Annotated in this window: 15 protein-coding genes and 1 pseudogene; 13 read left to right on the top strand and 3 right to left on the bottom strand. The window is 64.8% G+C overall.

Going from position 1 to position 16,446, the window contains the following annotated elements; all coding sequences use genetic code 11:
• The first annotated feature begins 67 nt into the window (after positions 1 to 67).
• The 11 genes and pseudogenes from C7440_RS00510 to C7440_RS00555 all read left to right on the top strand — a co-directional run bounded on the left by C7440_RS00510 (position 68) and on the right by C7440_RS00555 (position 11,681).
• Positions 68 to 1,054 carry a triphosphoribosyl-dephospho-CoA synthase gene (locus C7440_RS00510; RefSeq protein WP_218940590.1) on the top strand — a complete coding sequence of 329 codons (987 nt, stop codon included), beginning with the start codon at positions 68 to 70 and terminating at the stop codon, positions 1,052 to 1,054.
• A 49-nt stretch (positions 1,055 to 1,103) separates the two neighbouring features.
• Positions 1,104 to 1,400: a malonate decarboxylase subunit delta gene (locus tag C7440_RS00515; protein ID WP_017523851.1), complete on the top strand. Its 297-nt coding sequence runs from the start codon at positions 1,104 to 1,106 to the stop codon at positions 1,398 to 1,400.
• Between the two features lie 64 nt (positions 1,401 to 1,464).
• A pseudogene (locus C7440_RS19925) lies at positions 1,465 to 2,250 on the top strand (biotin-independent malonate decarboxylase subunit beta); the annotation flags it as partial.
• A 279-nt stretch (positions 2,251 to 2,529) separates the two neighbouring features.
• Positions 2,530 to 3,483 carry a biotin-independent malonate decarboxylase subunit gamma gene (locus tag C7440_RS20255; protein WP_306669707.1) on the top strand — a complete coding sequence of 318 codons (954 nt, stop codon included), beginning with the start codon at positions 2,530 to 2,532 and terminating at the stop codon, positions 3,481 to 3,483.
• Positions 3,483 to 4,514 (top strand): phosphoribosyl-dephospho-CoA transferase MdcG domain-containing protein, encoded by a 1,032-nt coding sequence (locus C7440_RS00525; RefSeq protein ID WP_116517043.1) that lies wholly within the window; start codon positions 3,483 to 3,485, stop codon positions 4,512 to 4,514. The genes C7440_RS20255 and C7440_RS00525 overlap by 1 nt, the downstream gene beginning before the upstream one ends.
• Positions 4,514 to 5,443 (top strand): malonate decarboxylase subunit epsilon, encoded by a 930-nt coding sequence (gene mdcH, locus C7440_RS00530; RefSeq protein WP_116517044.1) that lies wholly within the window; start codon positions 4,514 to 4,516, stop codon positions 5,441 to 5,443. The genes C7440_RS00525 and mdcH overlap by 1 nt, the downstream gene beginning before the upstream one ends.
• Positions 5,444 to 5,527: 84 nt before the next feature.
• Positions 5,528 to 6,583, top strand: a complete 1,056-nt coding sequence (locus C7440_RS00535) for an XdhC family protein (protein ID WP_017523847.1) — start codon at positions 5,528 to 5,530, stop codon at positions 6,581 to 6,583.
• 385 nt (positions 6,584 to 6,968) lie between these two features.
• Entirely contained in the window at positions 6,969 to 8,138 is a 1,170-nt protein-coding gene (locus C7440_RS00540; protein WP_116517045.1) for an ABC transporter substrate-binding protein, read from the top strand.
• Between the two features lie 110 nt (positions 8,139 to 8,248).
• Positions 8,249 to 10,168, top strand: a complete 1,920-nt coding sequence (locus C7440_RS00545; RefSeq protein WP_116517046.1) for an ABC transporter permease — start codon at positions 8,249 to 8,251, stop codon at positions 10,166 to 10,168.
• Entirely contained in the window at positions 10,165 to 10,944 is a 780-nt protein-coding gene (locus tag C7440_RS00550; RefSeq protein WP_017523844.1) for an ABC transporter ATP-binding protein, read from the top strand. Before C7440_RS00545 ends, C7440_RS00550 begins: the two co-directional genes overlap by 4 nt.
• Complete coding sequence (locus C7440_RS00555) at positions 10,944 to 11,681, top strand: ABC transporter ATP-binding protein (RefSeq protein ID WP_017523843.1); 738 nt, start codon at positions 10,944 to 10,946, stop codon at positions 11,679 to 11,681. Before C7440_RS00550 ends, C7440_RS00555 begins: the two co-directional genes overlap by 1 nt.
• 130 nt (positions 11,682 to 11,811) lie before the next feature.
• On the opposite strand, the gene C7440_RS00560 is transcribed toward C7440_RS00555, so the two are convergent.
• Entirely contained in the window at positions 11,812 to 12,492 is a 681-nt protein-coding gene (locus C7440_RS00560) for a 2OG-Fe(II) oxygenase (RefSeq protein WP_116517047.1), read from the bottom strand.
• Between the two features lie 157 nt (positions 12,493 to 12,649).
• On the opposite strand from C7440_RS00560, the gene C7440_RS20150 reads away from it, so the two are divergent.
• Both C7440_RS20150 and ddpX read left to right on the top strand, forming a co-directional pair.
• Positions 12,650 to 12,772 carry a hypothetical protein gene (locus tag C7440_RS20150; RefSeq protein ID WP_017523841.1) on the top strand — a complete coding sequence of 41 codons (123 nt, stop codon included), beginning with the start codon at positions 12,650 to 12,652 and terminating at the stop codon, positions 12,770 to 12,772.
• A gap of 142 nt (positions 12,773 to 12,914) precedes the next feature.
• The gene (ddpX, locus tag C7440_RS00565; RefSeq protein ID WP_116517048.1) at positions 12,915 to 13,484 is read left to right on the top strand and encodes a D-alanyl-D-alanine dipeptidase; all 570 of its coding nucleotides are present in this window, start codon (positions 12,915 to 12,917) and stop codon (positions 13,482 to 13,484) included.
• 62 nt (positions 13,485 to 13,546) lie between these two features.
• Here ddpX and C7440_RS00570 read toward each other — a convergent pair whose 3' ends face one another.
• Positions 13,547 to 14,245 carry a LuxR C-terminal-related transcriptional regulator gene (locus C7440_RS00570; RefSeq protein WP_116517049.1) on the bottom strand — a complete coding sequence of 233 codons (699 nt, stop codon included), beginning with the start codon at positions 14,243 to 14,245 and terminating at the stop codon, positions 13,547 to 13,549.
• On the bottom strand, positions 14,242 to 16,386 hold the full coding sequence (locus tag C7440_RS00575) for a sensor histidine kinase (RefSeq protein ID WP_116517050.1): 2,145 nt from the start codon (positions 16,384 to 16,386) through the stop codon (positions 14,242 to 14,244). Before C7440_RS00575 ends, C7440_RS00570 begins: the two co-directional genes overlap by 4 nt.
• Between the last annotated feature and the right edge of the window lie 60 nt (positions 16,387 to 16,446).

Genomic DNA, 16,446 nt, shown 5'->3' on the forward strand with positions numbered 1-16,446 from the left:
CGGGGTGCATTTGGAATCGCGCCCATCGATGCCTTCTTCGGCACAGCGGATAAGGTTCCATGCCCGCATGGATTCCGCTGGGTCGACAGAGCGGTGGGCGCGCGTGCTGGCCGATGCCGCGGTGCGCGCACTGGTCGAAGAAGCGGCGCTGTCGCCCAAGCCCGGCCTGGCCGACAGTCGGGGCGGCGGCGCGCATGATGACCTCAGCTTCGCCTTGATGTGCCGCTCGGCCCATGTTCTGCACCCATTTTTCGTGGCCATGGCCCGGGCAGGTTCATGCGAAGTCTCGCTGCAGGCCCTGCGTGAACGCCTAGGCTTGCTGGGACGCTCGGCCGAGGCGGCCATGCTGGACGCGACAGGGGGCGTGAATACCCATAGGGGCGCCATCTGGGCGCTGGGCCTGCTGCTTGCGGCCGCGGGGCGGGGGGGCGACATCTCCGCACAGGTTCTGGCCGCGCGGGCCGGTGCGATCGCGCGCTGCGAAGACCCGGCTGCGCCCACCTGCACCGGCAACAAAGGCGAGGCCGCACGCCGCCGCTATGGGGTGGGCGGCGCCAAGGCCCAGGCCCAGGCGGGTTTCCCGCAGGTGGTGCGCGCCGCGCTGCCGCAGCTTCGTCGGTCGCGACGGCTCGGGGCCAGCGAAGACGCCGGCCGATTGGACGCCTTGCTGGCCATCATGGCCGGCCTGGACGACACCTGCCTGCTGTCGCGCGGCGGCAGGCAGGGCCTGGCCGGCATGCAGGCCAGGGCCGCGGGGGTGCTGTCCGCCGGCGGAGCCGGCACCGCCGAGGGGCAGCGTGCGCTGCGGCGCTTGAATGACTACGCGCTGGCCTGGCGGTTGTCGCCGGGCGGCGCGGCCGACCTGCTGGCGGCGGCATTGTTCCTGGATGGCCTGGAGCGCGGCAGGGATGGCGCCTTGGTTCATGCCGACTCATGGGCAAGCGACCCGGGCAATACTGAAGCGTGTCGGCCGGGCGGGGCTGGAAACTGGCGTGCGCGTGCGGCAGAGCGCGGGTGCCAGAGCGTTGGGTTGCTTCAAGAACCCAGCCGGTAAAGCAGTGCGGCGGGTTGTCATCAAGAAGGACATCGGATCAGGAGAAGCCATGGAAACCATCTCATTCAGTTACGCCGCCCAAGGGGCCGCAAAGGGCAGGGCCATTGCCGGTGTCGTGGCCTCGGGCGACTTGCAGGTGCTGCTCGAGCCGGCCGCTGGGCGCACCGAGATTCGCATCACCACTTCCGTGGACGGCAAGGCGGCCGTATGGTCGGCCGTGCTCGACCGTCTCTTTGCCTCGGCCGCCCTGCCCGCGGCGCGCATCGACATCGACGACTGCGGCGCCACGCCCGGGGTGGTGCGCCTGCGCATCGAACAGGCCTTCGAAGAGGCGGGGGCGGCATGAGCCCTTTCCGAAGCGAGCGCGCCGCAGCCGGTGCTATCGTGCGCCAGACACAAAAGGTATCGACATGACTTCATCGCTATTGCAGCGGGAAAGCTTCATCGAGCTGGACGCGCGGGCGCGGGCCCTGGCCTTGCTCGATGCGCACAGCGCCCGCGAACTGCTCGACCCCTTCGACCGCATCAAGTCGCCCTGGCTGCCCCGGCAAGGCATCGTGGCCCAGGCCGACGACGGTGTAGTGGTGTTCAAGGGCCGTATCGATGGCCGGCCCGCCGTGGTGCTGGCGATAGACGGCGCCTACCAGGGCGGCAGCATGGGCGAGGTGGGCGGGGCCAAGATTGCCGCCGCGCTCGAGCTGGCTGTAGAGGACAACCGGCGCGGCGTGCCCACCTGCGCGGTGCTGCTGCTGGAAACCGGCGGGGTCAGGCTGCAAGAGGCCAACCTGGGCCTGGCGGCCATTGCCGACATCCATGCCGCTATGATCGAATTGCGCCGCCACCAGCCGGTGGTGGGCATTATTGCGGGCCCGGTCGGCTGCTATGGCGGCATGGGCATTGCCGCCGGGCTGTGCAGCTACCTCATCGTCACCCGCGAGGCCCGGCTGGGTTTGAACGGCCCCGCCGTCATCGAGCAAGAGGCCGGCATCGACGAACTCGACTCCCACGACAAACCCTTTATCTGGAGCCTGACGGGCGGCGAGCAGCGCCATGCCCAGGGCCTGGCCGACGAATTCGCCGCCGACGACGTGGTCCAGGTGCGTGAGCGGCTGCTCGGTTGCCTGCGGCGCGGCTTGCCCTCCATTCATCGCAGCCAGCAGTGTTCCGGGTTCGTCCACATGCTGGCGGGTATCGAGCCTGTACCCGTGCCCGAACCGGCCGAAATGCGCAGCATGGTACGCGCCGCCCGGGGCGCCGCGCCGGCCCGGTCGGGGGCGGCGGCTCCCTCCGCCTCGCAACGCTCACCGTCAAGCCCTGGGCGGGAAACAAGAGGAAGCGCGGCAGACGCCGTGGGGCAGGCCATTGCACGGGGGCGGGCACGAGATCCGGTCTCTGGACACGAGACGGAACACGGCGAAGGGGAGCCAGCTGTACGGACAACGGGTCAGCCGTTCGAACAAGCATCGAGGCAAGCGATGGAGCAAGCCGCGTCGCGTGGCGCGGCCTGGCTGGGCGGCCTGACGGACAATGCGCCGGCGCTTGCGGGCTTTCCCGCCACGGTGCGCATTGTCGACGCCCCGCTGGGCAATGAGCAGGCGCGCTACATTGCCGTCGTGCCCGATGAAGCCAATCGCTTTCCTCGCGTGCGCAATGGCGAGATGGGGCTGGAAGAGGGCTGGCACCTGGCCCGGGCCATCAGGCAGTGGTGCGAGCGCGATCTGACCGGCGCCGGCCGAGCCTCTGGCGGGGCAACGCCTGTGGATACCGGCGGGGGTGCTACGGCTGTGGGCGTTGGAAAAGACGCTATGGCTATGAGCGCTGGCGAGGGCCCTACGGCTGGTGGGGGTGCTGGCAAGAGCGCTACGGATGCGGCGCTGCGGCCCATCGTCGCCGTGCTGGACGTGCCCAGCCAGGCATACGGCCGGCTCGAGGAAGGCCTGGGCCTGCACCAGGCGCTGGCGGCCGTTGTCGACGCCGCCGCCCAGGCCCGGCTTGCCGGCCACCCCTTCATCGGGTTGATCGTGGGCAAGGCCATATCGGGCGGCTTTCTTGCCTTGGGCTGCCAGGCCAACCGCCTGATCGCCCTGCGCGACCCGGGCGTGCAGGTGCATGCCATGGGCAAGGCCTCGGCCGCGCGCATCACCCAGCGCACCGTCGAGCAGTTGGAGACCCTGGCGGCCGCCGTTCCCCCCATGGCCTACGACATCGATAGCTACGCCGGTCTGGGCATGTTGTGGCAAACCATGCAGGCCCGGAACGCCGATCAGCCCACGGTCGAAGACCTGGCCGCCGCCAGGGTCTTGCTGTGCGAGGCTGTGGCTGACATACGCGCCGATGCCAGGCGCGATCTCTCCAGCCGTCTGGGCGCGGAAAACCGCAGCGCTTCGAGCCGCGTCCGGGAGCGCATGCGCGAGCTTTGGGGCGAGTGATGGGGGGCCTGACGCGGCGTTCGCGCACTCAGGATCAGTTGGGCGCGGCGTCTTCCGGTACCGCGACTTGCGCCGATCAGCTGGATGTAGCTTTTCCCGGCGCTGCGCCTTGCGCCGATCCGCATGGCTTTCGTCCGCACGATCTCATCTGGGTGGCCGAGCCGGCCGCCTTGCGCTGGCGCGGCAACTTGCCCGAGTGGTGTGCATACTGGCTGCAATGCGGCGCCCCCACCCCCGTCGTGCTGCGCCGCGAAAATACAGGCGACCCGGACCTGCTGCCCGTCGGCATACGAGGCGTCCATCGCCACCAGCGCCAGGCCGCCTACCTGGAACGGCATGCCGTCGCGCGCATTCTGCCGCCCGAGCAACTCGTTCGCTCAATCAAAATGATGGATGGCACGGGCACGGGCACGGGCACGGGCACGGGCACGGTCGGGCAGGCGCATCAGTCCAGGCAAGAGAGTGGGGCGCCGGAGTGGCTTCCCGGCACAGAACTGTCTGTCATCTTGCACAGTCTCTTGTCGGTCATGAGCGATATCGGCCTGCCCTGGGGGCCAACCGGCAGCCTGGGGTTCGCGCTGGCCACTGGCCTGACGGCGCTGCATGAAGGCAGCGACATCGACCTTCTTGTACGCGCGCCGGCGCCCTTGAGCCAGGATCAGGTCCGTGCATTGGCGGCCCTCGTAGAAGGCTCGGTGCGCCCCATCGACATGCAGATCGACACCGGTTTCGGCGGCTTCGCATTCAAGGAATGGGTAGCCTGTGATCCGGAACGGGCGGGTCGTGGTGCACGGCGACCAGGCAGTGAGCCACGGCGTGTGCTGCTGAAAACCGGCGCGGGTCCCATCCTCGTCCATGATCCGTGGCGGCGGGTGCCCATTGATCGCCAAATAACGAAACAGCCCTGGCCCGTGCCTACAAGTGATTTCGGCAAGGCGGAATCCGAGGACCCATTCGAGCAAGAAGAGGCTGCTTTGGCCAATGCGGGGCAGATGGCTGTAAACACCGGCGATCCGTCGCGGAGCGCTTGATGAGCGTGTTTTTCACTTTCCCCGGGCAGGGTTCGCAGCGTGCGGGCATGTTGAATCGGCTGGCCACCTTGCCCGAGGCGCGGCCCGCCATCCAGGCGGCCAGCCAGGCCTTGGGCGAAGACATGCTCGCATGGGACAGCCCGGATGCCCTGCGTTCCACCGTTGCCGCACAGATCTGCCTGCTGGCCGCCGGCGTGGCCATGGCTGCCGTGCTGGCCGCGCGCGACGCCCAGCCCGATATGGTGGCCGGATTGTCCATAGGCGCATATCCCGCCGCCGTGGTGGCCGGCGTGCTGGTTTACGAAGACGCCGTGCGCCTCGTCCATTTGCGCGCCACCCTCATGCAGCGGCGCTTTCCGTCGGGCTATGGCATGACGGCCATCAGCGGCCTGCCGGCAGACGCCCTGCAAGCGCTCATCGATGCAGTGCATAGCCCCGGCGAGCCGGTGTATCTGGCCAATTTCAACGCCCCCGCGCAACTCGTGATTTCCGGCAGCGATGCCGCCCTTGCGAAAGTGGCCGCGCTGGCCTTGGCCAAGGGGGCGGCCCGGGCCACACGCATCGACATCGCCGTGCCCTCGCACTGCCCCTTGCTGGATGAAGACGCCCTTGTCCTGCAACAGGCGTTTGACGAAGTGGCCGTGCACAACCCGCAACTGGAATACCTTAGCGCCAGCCGTGCCCGCGTGTTGCGGGACGGCCGCGAAATCGCCCATGACCTGGCATTCAATATGGCGCGGCCGGTGCTGTGGCACGATACCGTGCGGCTGGCCTGGGAGCGCGGCGCGCGCCTGGCGCTGGAAATGCCCAGCGGCTCGGTATTGAGCGGGCTGACCGCGCCCGTGTTTGCCGGCGGCAGGGTCGCCTGCAGCGACAACCACCGCCCCGACAGCCTGGCCGCTCTGGTCCGCCGCACGCGCCAGTTGTAACGTGTATTCGCCGCGGCGGGGCGCAAAACATGCCTCGCGGCCCGGAAGCTCTTATACTTAAAGAGAAATATACCGGTTACCGCCATGGACAATCTCGATCTCGTCGTTCTACGCACTCTGCGCGATTGGCGCCACAAAGGCCGCCGCGCCTTGCTGGCCACCGTTGTTCGCACCTGGGGCTCTTCCCCGCGCCCCATAGGCTCCATCATGGCCTTGTGCGAAGACGGAACCGTGGTGGGCTCCGTTTCGGGCGGCTGCATCGAAGACGACCTTATCTACCGCTTCACCCACGCCTATTCCGGCAAGGGCGAAGGCGGCGACATCCCGCAGGGCGCCCCCCAGCTTCTGAAGTACGGCATCCGTGCCGACGAGGCCCACCGCTTCGGCCTGCCCTGTGGCGGCACCCTGGAACTGCTGCTTGAGTTCGACCCCGAGCCCCAGCCTTTAAGCGAGCTGGTCGCCCAGCTTGAAAACGGCAAGCTCATGCAGCGCGAGGTGCGGCTGGCCGATGGCCACGTTTCGCTGCGCATGGCCGAGCAGCCCTCTGATCTCAGCATTTCCGACACTGTGCTGCTGAACAACTTCGGTCCCGAGTACCGCATGCTGCTTATCGGCGCCGGCCAGCTTACCGAGTACCTGGCCACCATGGCGCTTTTCAATGGGTTCACCGTTACGGTGTGCGATCCGCGCGAAGAGTACCGGGGCAACTGGTCTGTTGCGGGCGCCGAACTTACCGCCGAAATGCCCGACGACGTGGTGCGCGAATTCCGCGCCGATCGCCGCTCGGCCATCATCGCGCTTACGCACGATCCCAAGCTCGACGACCTGGCCCTGCTCGAGGCTCTTGAAACCGAGGCCTTCTACATCGGCGCCATCGGTTCGCGCAGCAACAACAACCTGCGGCGCGAGCGCCTTATCGAGTATTTCGACCAGACCGAAGAGTCGCTGGCCCGCCTGCGCGGCCCCATAGGCATATTCATCGGCAGCAAAACCCCCTCTGAAATCGCTGTCAGCATCATGGCCGAAGTACTGGCCGTAAAGAACGGCGTTACCTTGCCGCGCGACATGGACGTGGCCGCCGCCAAGAACAGCATGGGAGTGCCGCCCAACGACACCGACCTGGTGTGCTCCATCGGCTAAAGCCGCGCCTTCGGGCGCGGCTTTTTTTGGCTATGCCATGTCGTCCGCCTGTGTTTCGCACCCGGCCTCGATCTGGTGCTTTCCCTGGTGCGCATCCAAGGAAGCGCACCATATCGGCACAAATATTACATATAGTTACAGCCAACACAAAAAAAACCTGAATATAAGGGCTTACCCACATTGCGCCCTCCAAAATATTCCCTTAGTATTTTTCCAACAATTTAGTGACCACTACATTTAAATTAAGTGTTGGCTACATTTTTTAGGGCGGAATCGCGCTGGGCGCCCACCCAATAACAAGCAACCTACATCACAAGGCACGTCCTGGGAGACACCTATGAAGTCATGGAAATTTTTAGCCGTCGCCGCGGCTGTATCGATCGGAATGGCAAGCCTGGCGGGGCAAGCCCAGGCCAAAGACGACGACGTCATCCTCATCGGCGAGATCAACAGCTACAAGGCCCTGCCGGCCAATATGGGTCCGTATAAAAAGGGCTGGGAACTGGCCCAAGAGCAAATCAACGCGGCCGGGGGCGTGCTGGGTAAAAAACTTGAAACCATTTTCCGCGACGACAACGCCAACGCGGGCGAGGCGGTGCGCATTGCCGAAGAACTCGTCTCGCGCGAAGAGGTCGACTTCCTTACTGGTGTAACCCTGTCGCACGTGGGTCTGGCCGTGGCCGACTACGCCAAGCAGCGCAAGATCTTCTTCCTGGCCTCGGGGCCGCTGTCCGACAAGGTCATCTGGCAGAACGGCAACCGCTACACCTATCGCATGCGCTACGGCACCCACCAGTTGTCGGCATCGGTGGCGCCCGCCGCCGCCAAGCTCAACAAAAAGCGCTGGGCGCTCATCTACCCCAACTACGAATACGGCCAGGCCGCCGTCGAGGCGTTCAAGGCCGAGCTCAAAAAGCTGCAGCCCGACGTCGAGTTCGTGGCCGAGCAGGCTCCGCCTTTCGGCAAGCTCGACGCCGGCCCGGTCGTGCAGGCGCTTGAAGACGCCAAGCCCGATGCCATCTTCAATGTGCTGTTCGGACCCGACCTGACCAAGTTCGCACGTGAAGGCAAGACCCGCGGCCTGTTCAAAGACCGCGAAGTCGTCAGCCTGCTTACCGGCGAGCCCGAGTATCTCGATCCGCTGCGCAGCGACGCGCCCGACGGCTGGATCGTTACGGGCTATCCCTACACCAGCATCGACACGCCCGAGCACAACGCCTTCAAGAAGGCCTATGAAGACAAGTACGGCGAGTATCCGCGCCTGAACTCGGTCGTGGCCTATGCCACGGTCAAGGCCATCGCGGCAGGCATTGAAAAAGCCGGCTCGACCGATACCGAAGCCCTCATCAAGGCCTTCAAGGGCCTGGAGTTCGACTCGCCCTTCGGCCATCACCATTTCCGCGAAATCGACAACCAGTCCACTTTCGGGCTGCACGTGGGCCGCCTGGTCAACAAAGACGGCAAGAAAGGCTCCATGCCTACGGGCGAATACTTCGACGGCGGCGATCTGCTGCCCAGCGATGACGTAGTCAAGACGCTGCGCAAGGTCGACTGACGCAGCAGGCCGCGGCCACGCGGCCTTGAATTCAAGAACGGCAAATACGCCGGCCCGCGGGCCGGCGGTCCCGCCGTCTCTGGCTTTATCCTTACCTATAGCGGGTCGTCATGGACATCTCCGGTTTCATCGTACAGCTGCTCAACGGCCTGGCCGGCGCTTCGTCGCTATTCCTGGTCGCCGCGGGCCTGTCACTTATCTTCGGTGTCACGCGCATCGTCAACTTCGCCCACGGGTCGTTCTACATGGTCGGCATCTATGTCGCCTATTCGCTCGTGCTCACGTTTGAAGACAGCCTGGGTTTCTGGCCCGCCATATTGCTCGCCGCCATCGTGGTGGGCTTATTGGGCGCCCTGATCGAAATGCTGCTGCTGCGCCGCATCTACCATGCGCCCGAACTCTTCCAACTGCTGGCCACCTTTGCCATCGCCCTGGTGCTGCGCGACGTGGTGCTGTGGTACTGGGGCCCCGAAGAATTGCTGGGCCCCAGGGCCCCCGGCCTCGAAGGCGCCATCGAGATACTGGGCCGGCAGTTTCCCACCTACGATCTCTTCCTGATCGCCGCCGGCCCCGTGGTGCTGGGCCTGCTGTGGCTGCTGCTTACCCGTACGCACTGGGGCACCCTGGTGCGCGCCGCCACGCAAGACCGCGGCATGGTCAGCGCCCTGGGCGTCAACCAGGCCTGGCTCTTTACCGCCGTGTTCGCCCTGGGGGCTTTCCTGGCGGCCCTGGGCGGCGCCCTGCAACTGCCGCGCGAGCCGGCCAACCTCGAAATGGACATCCACATCATCGGCGCCGCCTTCGTCATCGTGGTGGTGGGCGGTATGGGCTCTATTCCGGGCGCTTATGTCGCGGCGCTGCTCATTGCCCAGCTCAAGGCCATCTGTGTATGGCTTGGTGTCGTCGAGATCCTGGGCGTCAGCGTCTCGTTCACCAAGCTCACCCTGGTCGTCGAGTTCCTGGTCATGGCGGTGGTGCTCATCCTTCGCCCCTGGGGCCTGTTCGGCCGGCCGCAACCGGTGGGCCACAAGGGACATCATGGCGAGAAGCCCATGGTTCCGGCCAGCATGCGCTTCAAGATAGGCGTGGGTATCTTCGCGCTGTTCCTGGTGGTGCTGCCGCTGCTTACCGTCGATTCGCCCTACATTACTGTGCTGCTCATCGACCTGCTGGTCGCCTCACTGTTCGCCGTCAGCCTGCACTTCATCATGGGTCCGGGCGGCATGCACTCGTTCGGCCACGCGGCGTACTTCGGGCTGGGGGCCTATGGCGCCGCCCTGCTGGTGCGCCACCTGGGCCTGCCCATGGAGATCACGCTGGTCCTGGCGCCGCTGGTCGCGGCCGTGGGCGCCTTCATCTACGGCTGGTTCTGCGTGCGTCTTTCAGGCGTATACCTGGCGATGCTTACCCTGGCCGTGGCGCAGATTACCTGGGCCATCGTCTTCCAGTGGGACGACTTCACCGGCGGCAGCAACGGCCTTACGGGTGTCTGGCCATCGGCCTGGCTGTCCGACAAGACCGTGTACTACTACCTGACCCTGGTCCTGGTCATAGCCGGCATCTTGTGGCTGCGGCGCGTGCTGTTCTCGCCCTTCGGCTACGCCATGCGGGCCGGACGCGATTCCTTCCTGCGCGCCGACGCCATCGGCATCAACGTCAAGCGCATCCACTGGTACGGCTTCATCCTGGCCGGCGCGGTCGCAGGCCTGGCGGGTGCGCTGTTCGCCTTCTCCAAGGGCAGCATCGCGCCTGAAACCCTGCACGTGAACAAGTCCATCGACGGCCTGGTCATGGTGCTGCTGGGCGGCATGCAAACCCTGGTCGGTCCAGTGGTCGGGGCGGTGTCGTTCACCTGGCTGCATGACACGGTGGCTCGTAACACCGACTTCTGGCGCGCCATGCTGGGCGGCATCATTCTTCTGCTTGTGCTGCTCTTCCCCCAAGGCATTGCCGGCACCATCAAACAGCTATACGACAGCCTTGCCAGCAAGAAGGCCGATCATTTGGGCGCGAAAGGAGTTCAACTATGAGCCTGCTCAAAGTAAGCGGACTGGGCAAATCGTTCGGCGGCGTCAAGGCCGTGGACGAAATCAGCTTCGACCTGGCGGCGGGCGAGCTGCTGGCCCTCATCGGCCCCAACGGCGCCGGCAAGTCGACCACCTTCAATATGGTCAATGGCCAGCTGCGCGCCGACCGCGGTTCCATCAAGCTTGACGGCCACGAGCTCATCGGCCTGCCTCCGCGCAGCATCTGGAAGCTGGGCGTGGGCCGCACCTTCCAGATCGCCGAGACTTTCGGCTCGCTGACGGTCGTCGAGAACGTGCAGATGGCCCTGCTCTCTGCCGACGGCAAGCTGCTGGCCACTTGGCGCAAGGCCGCGGGCCACAAGCGCGACGAAGCCGTCGAACTGCTCGACAAAGTGGGCATGGCCCAGCAGGCCGACCGGCCCTGTGCCGACCTGGCCTACGGCGACGTGAAGCGGGTAGAGCTGGCCATCGCCATTGCCAACAACCCCAAGCTGCTGCTCATGGACGAGCCCACCGCCGGCATGGCGCCCAAAGAGCGCAACGAGCTCATGGCGCTTACCAAGAAGTTGGTGGTCGAGCGCAGCATGGCCGTGCTGTTCACCGAGCACAGCATGGACGTGGTGTTCGCCTACGCCGACCGCATGATCGTGCTGGCGCGCGGCAGGCTCATCGCCGAAGGCAAGCCGCTTGAAATCCGCGACCATCCCAAGGTGCAAGAGGTCTATTTCGGCAGCGGCAAGACATTCGAGAAAAAAGCGGCAGACAAGGAGCTTGCATAATGAACACGGCGACGCAGACACTGCTGGATGCCAAGGGCCTGCGGGCCTGGTACGGCGCCGCCCAGATCCTGTTCGACCTTGACCTGCAGGTGGGGCGAGGCGAAGTCGTGGCCCTGATGGGCCGCAACGGCGCCGGCAAATCCACCACCCTCAAGGCCATCATGGGCATGCTCGACAAGCGGCGCGGCGACATCACCTTCCTGGGGCACGACATCTCGCGCAGCGAGCCCTACCACGCCGCCCGCCTGGGCCTGGCCTTCGTTCCCGAAGACCGCCGCGTCTTCACCGACCTTACCGTCATGGAGAACCTGGCGGTGGGCCGCCAGCCCGCGCGCCAGTGGTCTGATGGCAAGGGCGCGCCCGAATGGACGCCCGAACGCCTGTTCAAGCTGTTTCCCAACCTGGGCGAAATGCCGCAGCGGCCCGGTGGGCGCATGAGCGGCGGCGAGCAGCAGATGCTTACCGTGGCGCGAGCCCTTATGGGCAACCCCTACCTGGTGCTGCTTGATGAACCCTCCGAGGGCGTGGCCCCCGTCATCGTCGAGCAGATGGCCAACATGATCCTCGAGCTCAAGGCCAGCGGGGTCAGCATCTTGCTGTCCGAGCAGAACATGCATTTTGCCGAGTTGGTCTCCGACAGGGCCTACGTGCTTGAAAAAGGCCAGATCCGCTATCATGCCACCATGCAAGAGCTGGCCGACAACGACGAAGTACGCCGCGCTTATCTCAGCGTGTAGCCGGCGGGCAGCCGGCCAAGCCGCGGCGGGCGCTGTCTTGAAGCATCCCGCCCCTGCAACGGGGCCAGGCCGCCGCTGTTAAAGGCGCAGCGCATCGCTGCGGCCGCCGCCAGCGGGAAAGCCGCGCTGCTCACAGCGGGGCGTCGTCCCGGAACCATCCTGTGAGGCTCCAGCGCACGCGGCGGGCGGGCAGCACTTCATGCGGAACGCGGTCGCTCAGGAACAGCGCCAGCCGGCCCGACTCGGGCAACACCTTTGCCTCCAAAGCGGCGTTGGGCCCGGGATCAGGCTGGCGGTCGCCGCCGGATGGCGCGGGCGCATCGCGTCCAGGCTCGCCATCTCCTGTTTCAGGCCCATACAGGCACAGTTCGCCGCCGTCTTCCGCCTTCCAGTCCTCGTTCAAATACAGCACCAACGAAACCTTGCGCGCGCTCGTTCCACCGTGCTGGTCCATGTGCCGGGCATAGCCTCGGCCTGGTTCATAGCGCGCAAAATGAAATTCCTGCCCACGCAGGCTCAGGAAAAAATGCCGGTTCAGTTCCTGGCGCAGCGCATCGGTCCAGGCCAGGAACTCGGCGCAGGGAGGAAAGGGCGTGTTGTCGTCAATCCAGCAAATGGCGTCGCCCCGTATGTCGGGGTCGCGCACCAGCCCCGCTTGCCGGCCTATGGATGCGGGCTTGAAAAAACCCTGCTGCCACAACTGATGGGCGTGGTTGCGCAATGCCTGTGCTAGAGAGGGGGGAACGATGCGGTCGCTGACCGCCCAGCCGCGTTCTTCGAGCGACTGGAAAAGCACATCTTGAAAGCCCATCGGGTTTTATGCGCCTAAAGTCGAAATTGTGGCACAGAAACCGCCATCTCCAGAGCGCTTTCTGCGCCGGAAAGGCCCGCTGTTGCAAAGGGGCGCCATTGCGATGCCGATGGCGTTAACATAGCCGCATGTCCAAGCTTGAAAGTGCTCCTACGGTATGACCTCCGGTGAAATCATCGTCCTGCTGATCTTCGTGGTCGGCCTGGCCTGTTCCCTGACTCTTTTTTCCTGGCTCATCAGGCTGCTGCGCCGCGATGCCAAGAAAACGCGAGATTCCTGACATGGGGAAGCAGGCGGGCGGGCAGTGCGACACGGCGCTGCACGCTCAGACCGGTGCGCAGCTGCTGCCCGCCGACGCGGCGACCGAGTCTCGGCCAGCTTCTGATACAGGAAGCGCCGGCGTGAAGCGGACACCATCTCACTTGTCCCCCGCTGGCTTGGTCACGATCGATCCGGCCGAGTACCTGGTCGAGGTCGACCTGGCCTACGCCGGTTCCAATAATTTCGTGTGCCTGCCCATCTACGCCGCCGATGCGCCCTGCATGCTGCGCGCAGACGCGGCCGCCTGCCTGAAGCGCGCCGCCCTTGCCGCCCGGCGGGCGGGGCTGAGCCTGAAGATACTCGACGCCTATCGCCCGCCCGCGGCGCAAGAAGTGTTATGGCGCATATGCCCCGACCCCGCCTATGTGGCTGATCCGGCCCAGGGCTCCAACCATAGCCGCGGCGTGGCGGTGGACGTGACGCTGCTGGGTGATGACGGAACAGCACTGGACATGGGCACCGGCTTCGATGATATGCGCGAGCTGTCGCACCACGACCGGCCCGACCTGCCCGCCGCCGTCCAGCGTAATCGCCACCTGCTTCTGGGCATCATGTTGCAGGCCGGATTCGTTTCCCTGCCCACCGAGTGGTGGCATTATGAATTGCCGGGGGCGTCGGCGTATCCTTTGTTGGACGAAGCGGGAGTCTTGTTGATCGACAGGCGTTTATAGGCCGCTTTGCAGTACAAATTACGCAGGTCGTCAAGCGCCACGGGTATCGAAGGCCTGGGCTTTCATTTCCCTCGACGTTTTGAGCCTTGGCGATCAACGTCTGTTCTGGTCTTCTTTGTCTGCCCCGGTACCAGCCCCAGCATCGTGGCATGCCACGATGCCTCTGCGCGCGACGAGATTCCCAGCTTGCGGTAGACTGACTTGATGTGTGTCGCCACCGTATTGACCGACAGGGAAAGCTGTTCGGAGACATCCAGGTTTCTCATGCCGCGGCTGATCAGGGCGAGGACCTCTCTTTCGCGATCGGTCAGGTCTTCCTCGGGCGCGGCAGCTGGTCCGGTCAGCTGGAAATGCGCCATGATGCGGCGGGCGATGGCGGGCGAGAGGGCGGGAACGCCTTCGGACAGTTGGGCCAGTTGCCGAATGATCATGTCGGCCGGCTGTTCCTTCAGGAGATACCCGTTGGCGCCCGCCGAGAGCGCGGCAACGATATGGGCGTCATCGCCCATCACGGTTGTGACCACGCACAGCGTGTCCGCGTTCTGACGGCGTAACGCGCGCAGCACGTCGATTCCCGAGCCGTCCGGCAGCTTGAGGTCGATCAGCGCCACGGCGTAATCGTGACGCGAGGCGAACGCAAGACCGGACTGCACGGTCGCCGCTACGTCAATCTCTGGCGACGTGGGGAACGCTGCCTGGGCTATGCCATACAGCCACCTGCGTGCTTCGGCCAAGTCCTCGATAATCAAGGTTCTGCTCATCCGACCTCGCTCTCGTGCAGTGGGAAGCGGACGCGAACACGCAATCCGGGCAACGCATCCTCGACGACAAACGTACCCTGCAAAGCCAACATGCGAACCTGAACATTGTGCAAGCCATTGCCGTTACTCTGTCTGTCATCCGGCAGGCCGCGGCCGTCGTCACTCACGTCGAGGCTAATCGTCTCATCTTCTACCCTGACTTTCACGCACACCTTCCCCGCTCCCGAATGCCTGATTGCATTGCTGATGACTTCGCGCAGGACGGATCGCAGGGAATGTGCGACATTCGGGGCGAGCACGATTTCGCCGGCCTCGCACATATCCTGCCAGTCGAATCCTATCCCCGCCGCCGCCAGCCGTTCTGCCGCCTCGACCTTCAGATCGGCAAGCAGTTCATCGATGCTCTTGCCGCCTTGCGCGGCATTGTTGACGATATCGCGCAGGTCTGAGATGGTTTCACGGATCAGCGTGTCCTTGCGTTCACGGGTTTCGCTGTGAAGCGCGGACAGTAATTGTGCGCCCAAGTTGTCGTGCATGTCGCGCGCGATCCGCATTCGTTCCTCTGTCGCGCCTTTCTCGTGCGCCTCCCGGCTGGTAATCGCATGGGCAAGCATCGCGCAGATCTCTCCGGCAAGGCGCCTGTCCCGGGGGCTGAACAACCGTCGGCCCGAATGCGCATAGGACAGTTTGAGCGGGGCAAGGCCCGCAATACTGGGAAGCACTAACGACAAACCATCCGCGACAATCGTCGGTGTGTCCGGAGCATCCGTTATTTTCTTGGAAACTTGCAGCGGGCGAAAGGCATCTTTCAGCACTTGCCGCCAGCGGGTTGCTCGTGCGCCGCCCATCGCCAGCGCGACGTCCACGATCCGGCCGAAAAGCTCCTCGCGGTCAACTTCCCGCCGGAGCATCAACCGCCTTGCCAACCAGTCGCGGCAAGGCAGGTAAACAAGCGCCACGGCCAGCAGCGACACGGCGAAGGCAGCTGGGCGGTCCAACGTCACGAACGAGATCAACAGCGCGTCGAAAATGATGAGCAGCACCATTGCGCCGAAATAAGTGAGTATCGAAAAGGCCCAGTCCTCCAGTTCGAACAGGCGGTAGCGCGCGACGCCTGCTGCAACGCCCAGGAACAGCACCCCGAAAAGGACAAAAGCATACCCCTGTGAAACCGAAGGCTGTATACCGAAGAGGTTGGGCATGAGGACAATGGTGACGAAGGTGCCTGCGCAGAGGCCGACCGCAAGGGCGAACCACCTGACCGCAGCCCGCGCGGCCGGATCGTGTCGACTGGCCTTGTATTGCAGAAATGCGCCCAACAGGATTGCGATCATGAGGATCACTGTCGGTAGGTGATACCCTTCGGCGGGGCCGGAAAAGCCGGTCCAGCCCGTATCCATCGCCCAGATTGCGCCGTAGACAACAGGCATCAGCCACAGAGCGCGAACTGGAACCAGCCGGCGCGGATAGATTAGAAACAGGGATGCCATGGCCACGCCGAAAGCGAGCGCGCCGAAATGGTTGATGGCCGAGAGCGCGCGGAACAGCCAACCCGTCAGGGCGACTTCGCGCGATGAATAAATCGCCGCGGCCACGGCGGCGGCGAAGATGCCCAGGCCCGCGCCAGCAAGCAGCCTGGCTGCAAGCTCCTCTCGACGCAGGCTCCATACCCAGGCTCCCACCATCAAGCTGAAAACCCCAGTCACGATCTGTACCCAAAACGCCGGCGGAAGGCTGGCGACAGGACGACGGAGTGCGGGCGTCACCCCATGCGGGGCGGATGCGCCGCTGGTTTCAAGTATGACGTTCGGCCCCAGAAGAGCGGCATGGAGTTGGCTTTGTCGTTCGAAAAAGAGACCCAGCGCGGCATAGCTTTCGGCTACGTCGGGTTCCTCTACCAGGTCATTGGCCTGGAGTACGATGCCGCCGATTTTTGCCAGCGACGACCCGGGCGCCAGTGTCTTTGCAGGGCCATTCGAGGTGGTCTGGCCGACCCGCGCAAAGCCGGACTCTGTGTCCGCCACAAGTTTGACGCCAAGCCAAGGCTGGTTCAGAACAATAAACAGCGCGGCGGATGCGACAGCAAGGCAAATTATCGCCGTTAGCACGAGGATCGTGAAAGGGGTCAGACTTTTTAGCATCTACTTGGCGTCTCCGTGCGCGTTTTTTCTTGGTGTTATACAGCAGACGCACCCCCAATG

The organism is Pusillimonas noertemannii (assembly GCF_003096595.1).
GTDB lineage: Bacteria > Pseudomonadota > Gammaproteobacteria > Burkholderiales > Burkholderiaceae_B > Pusillimonas > Pusillimonas noertemannii.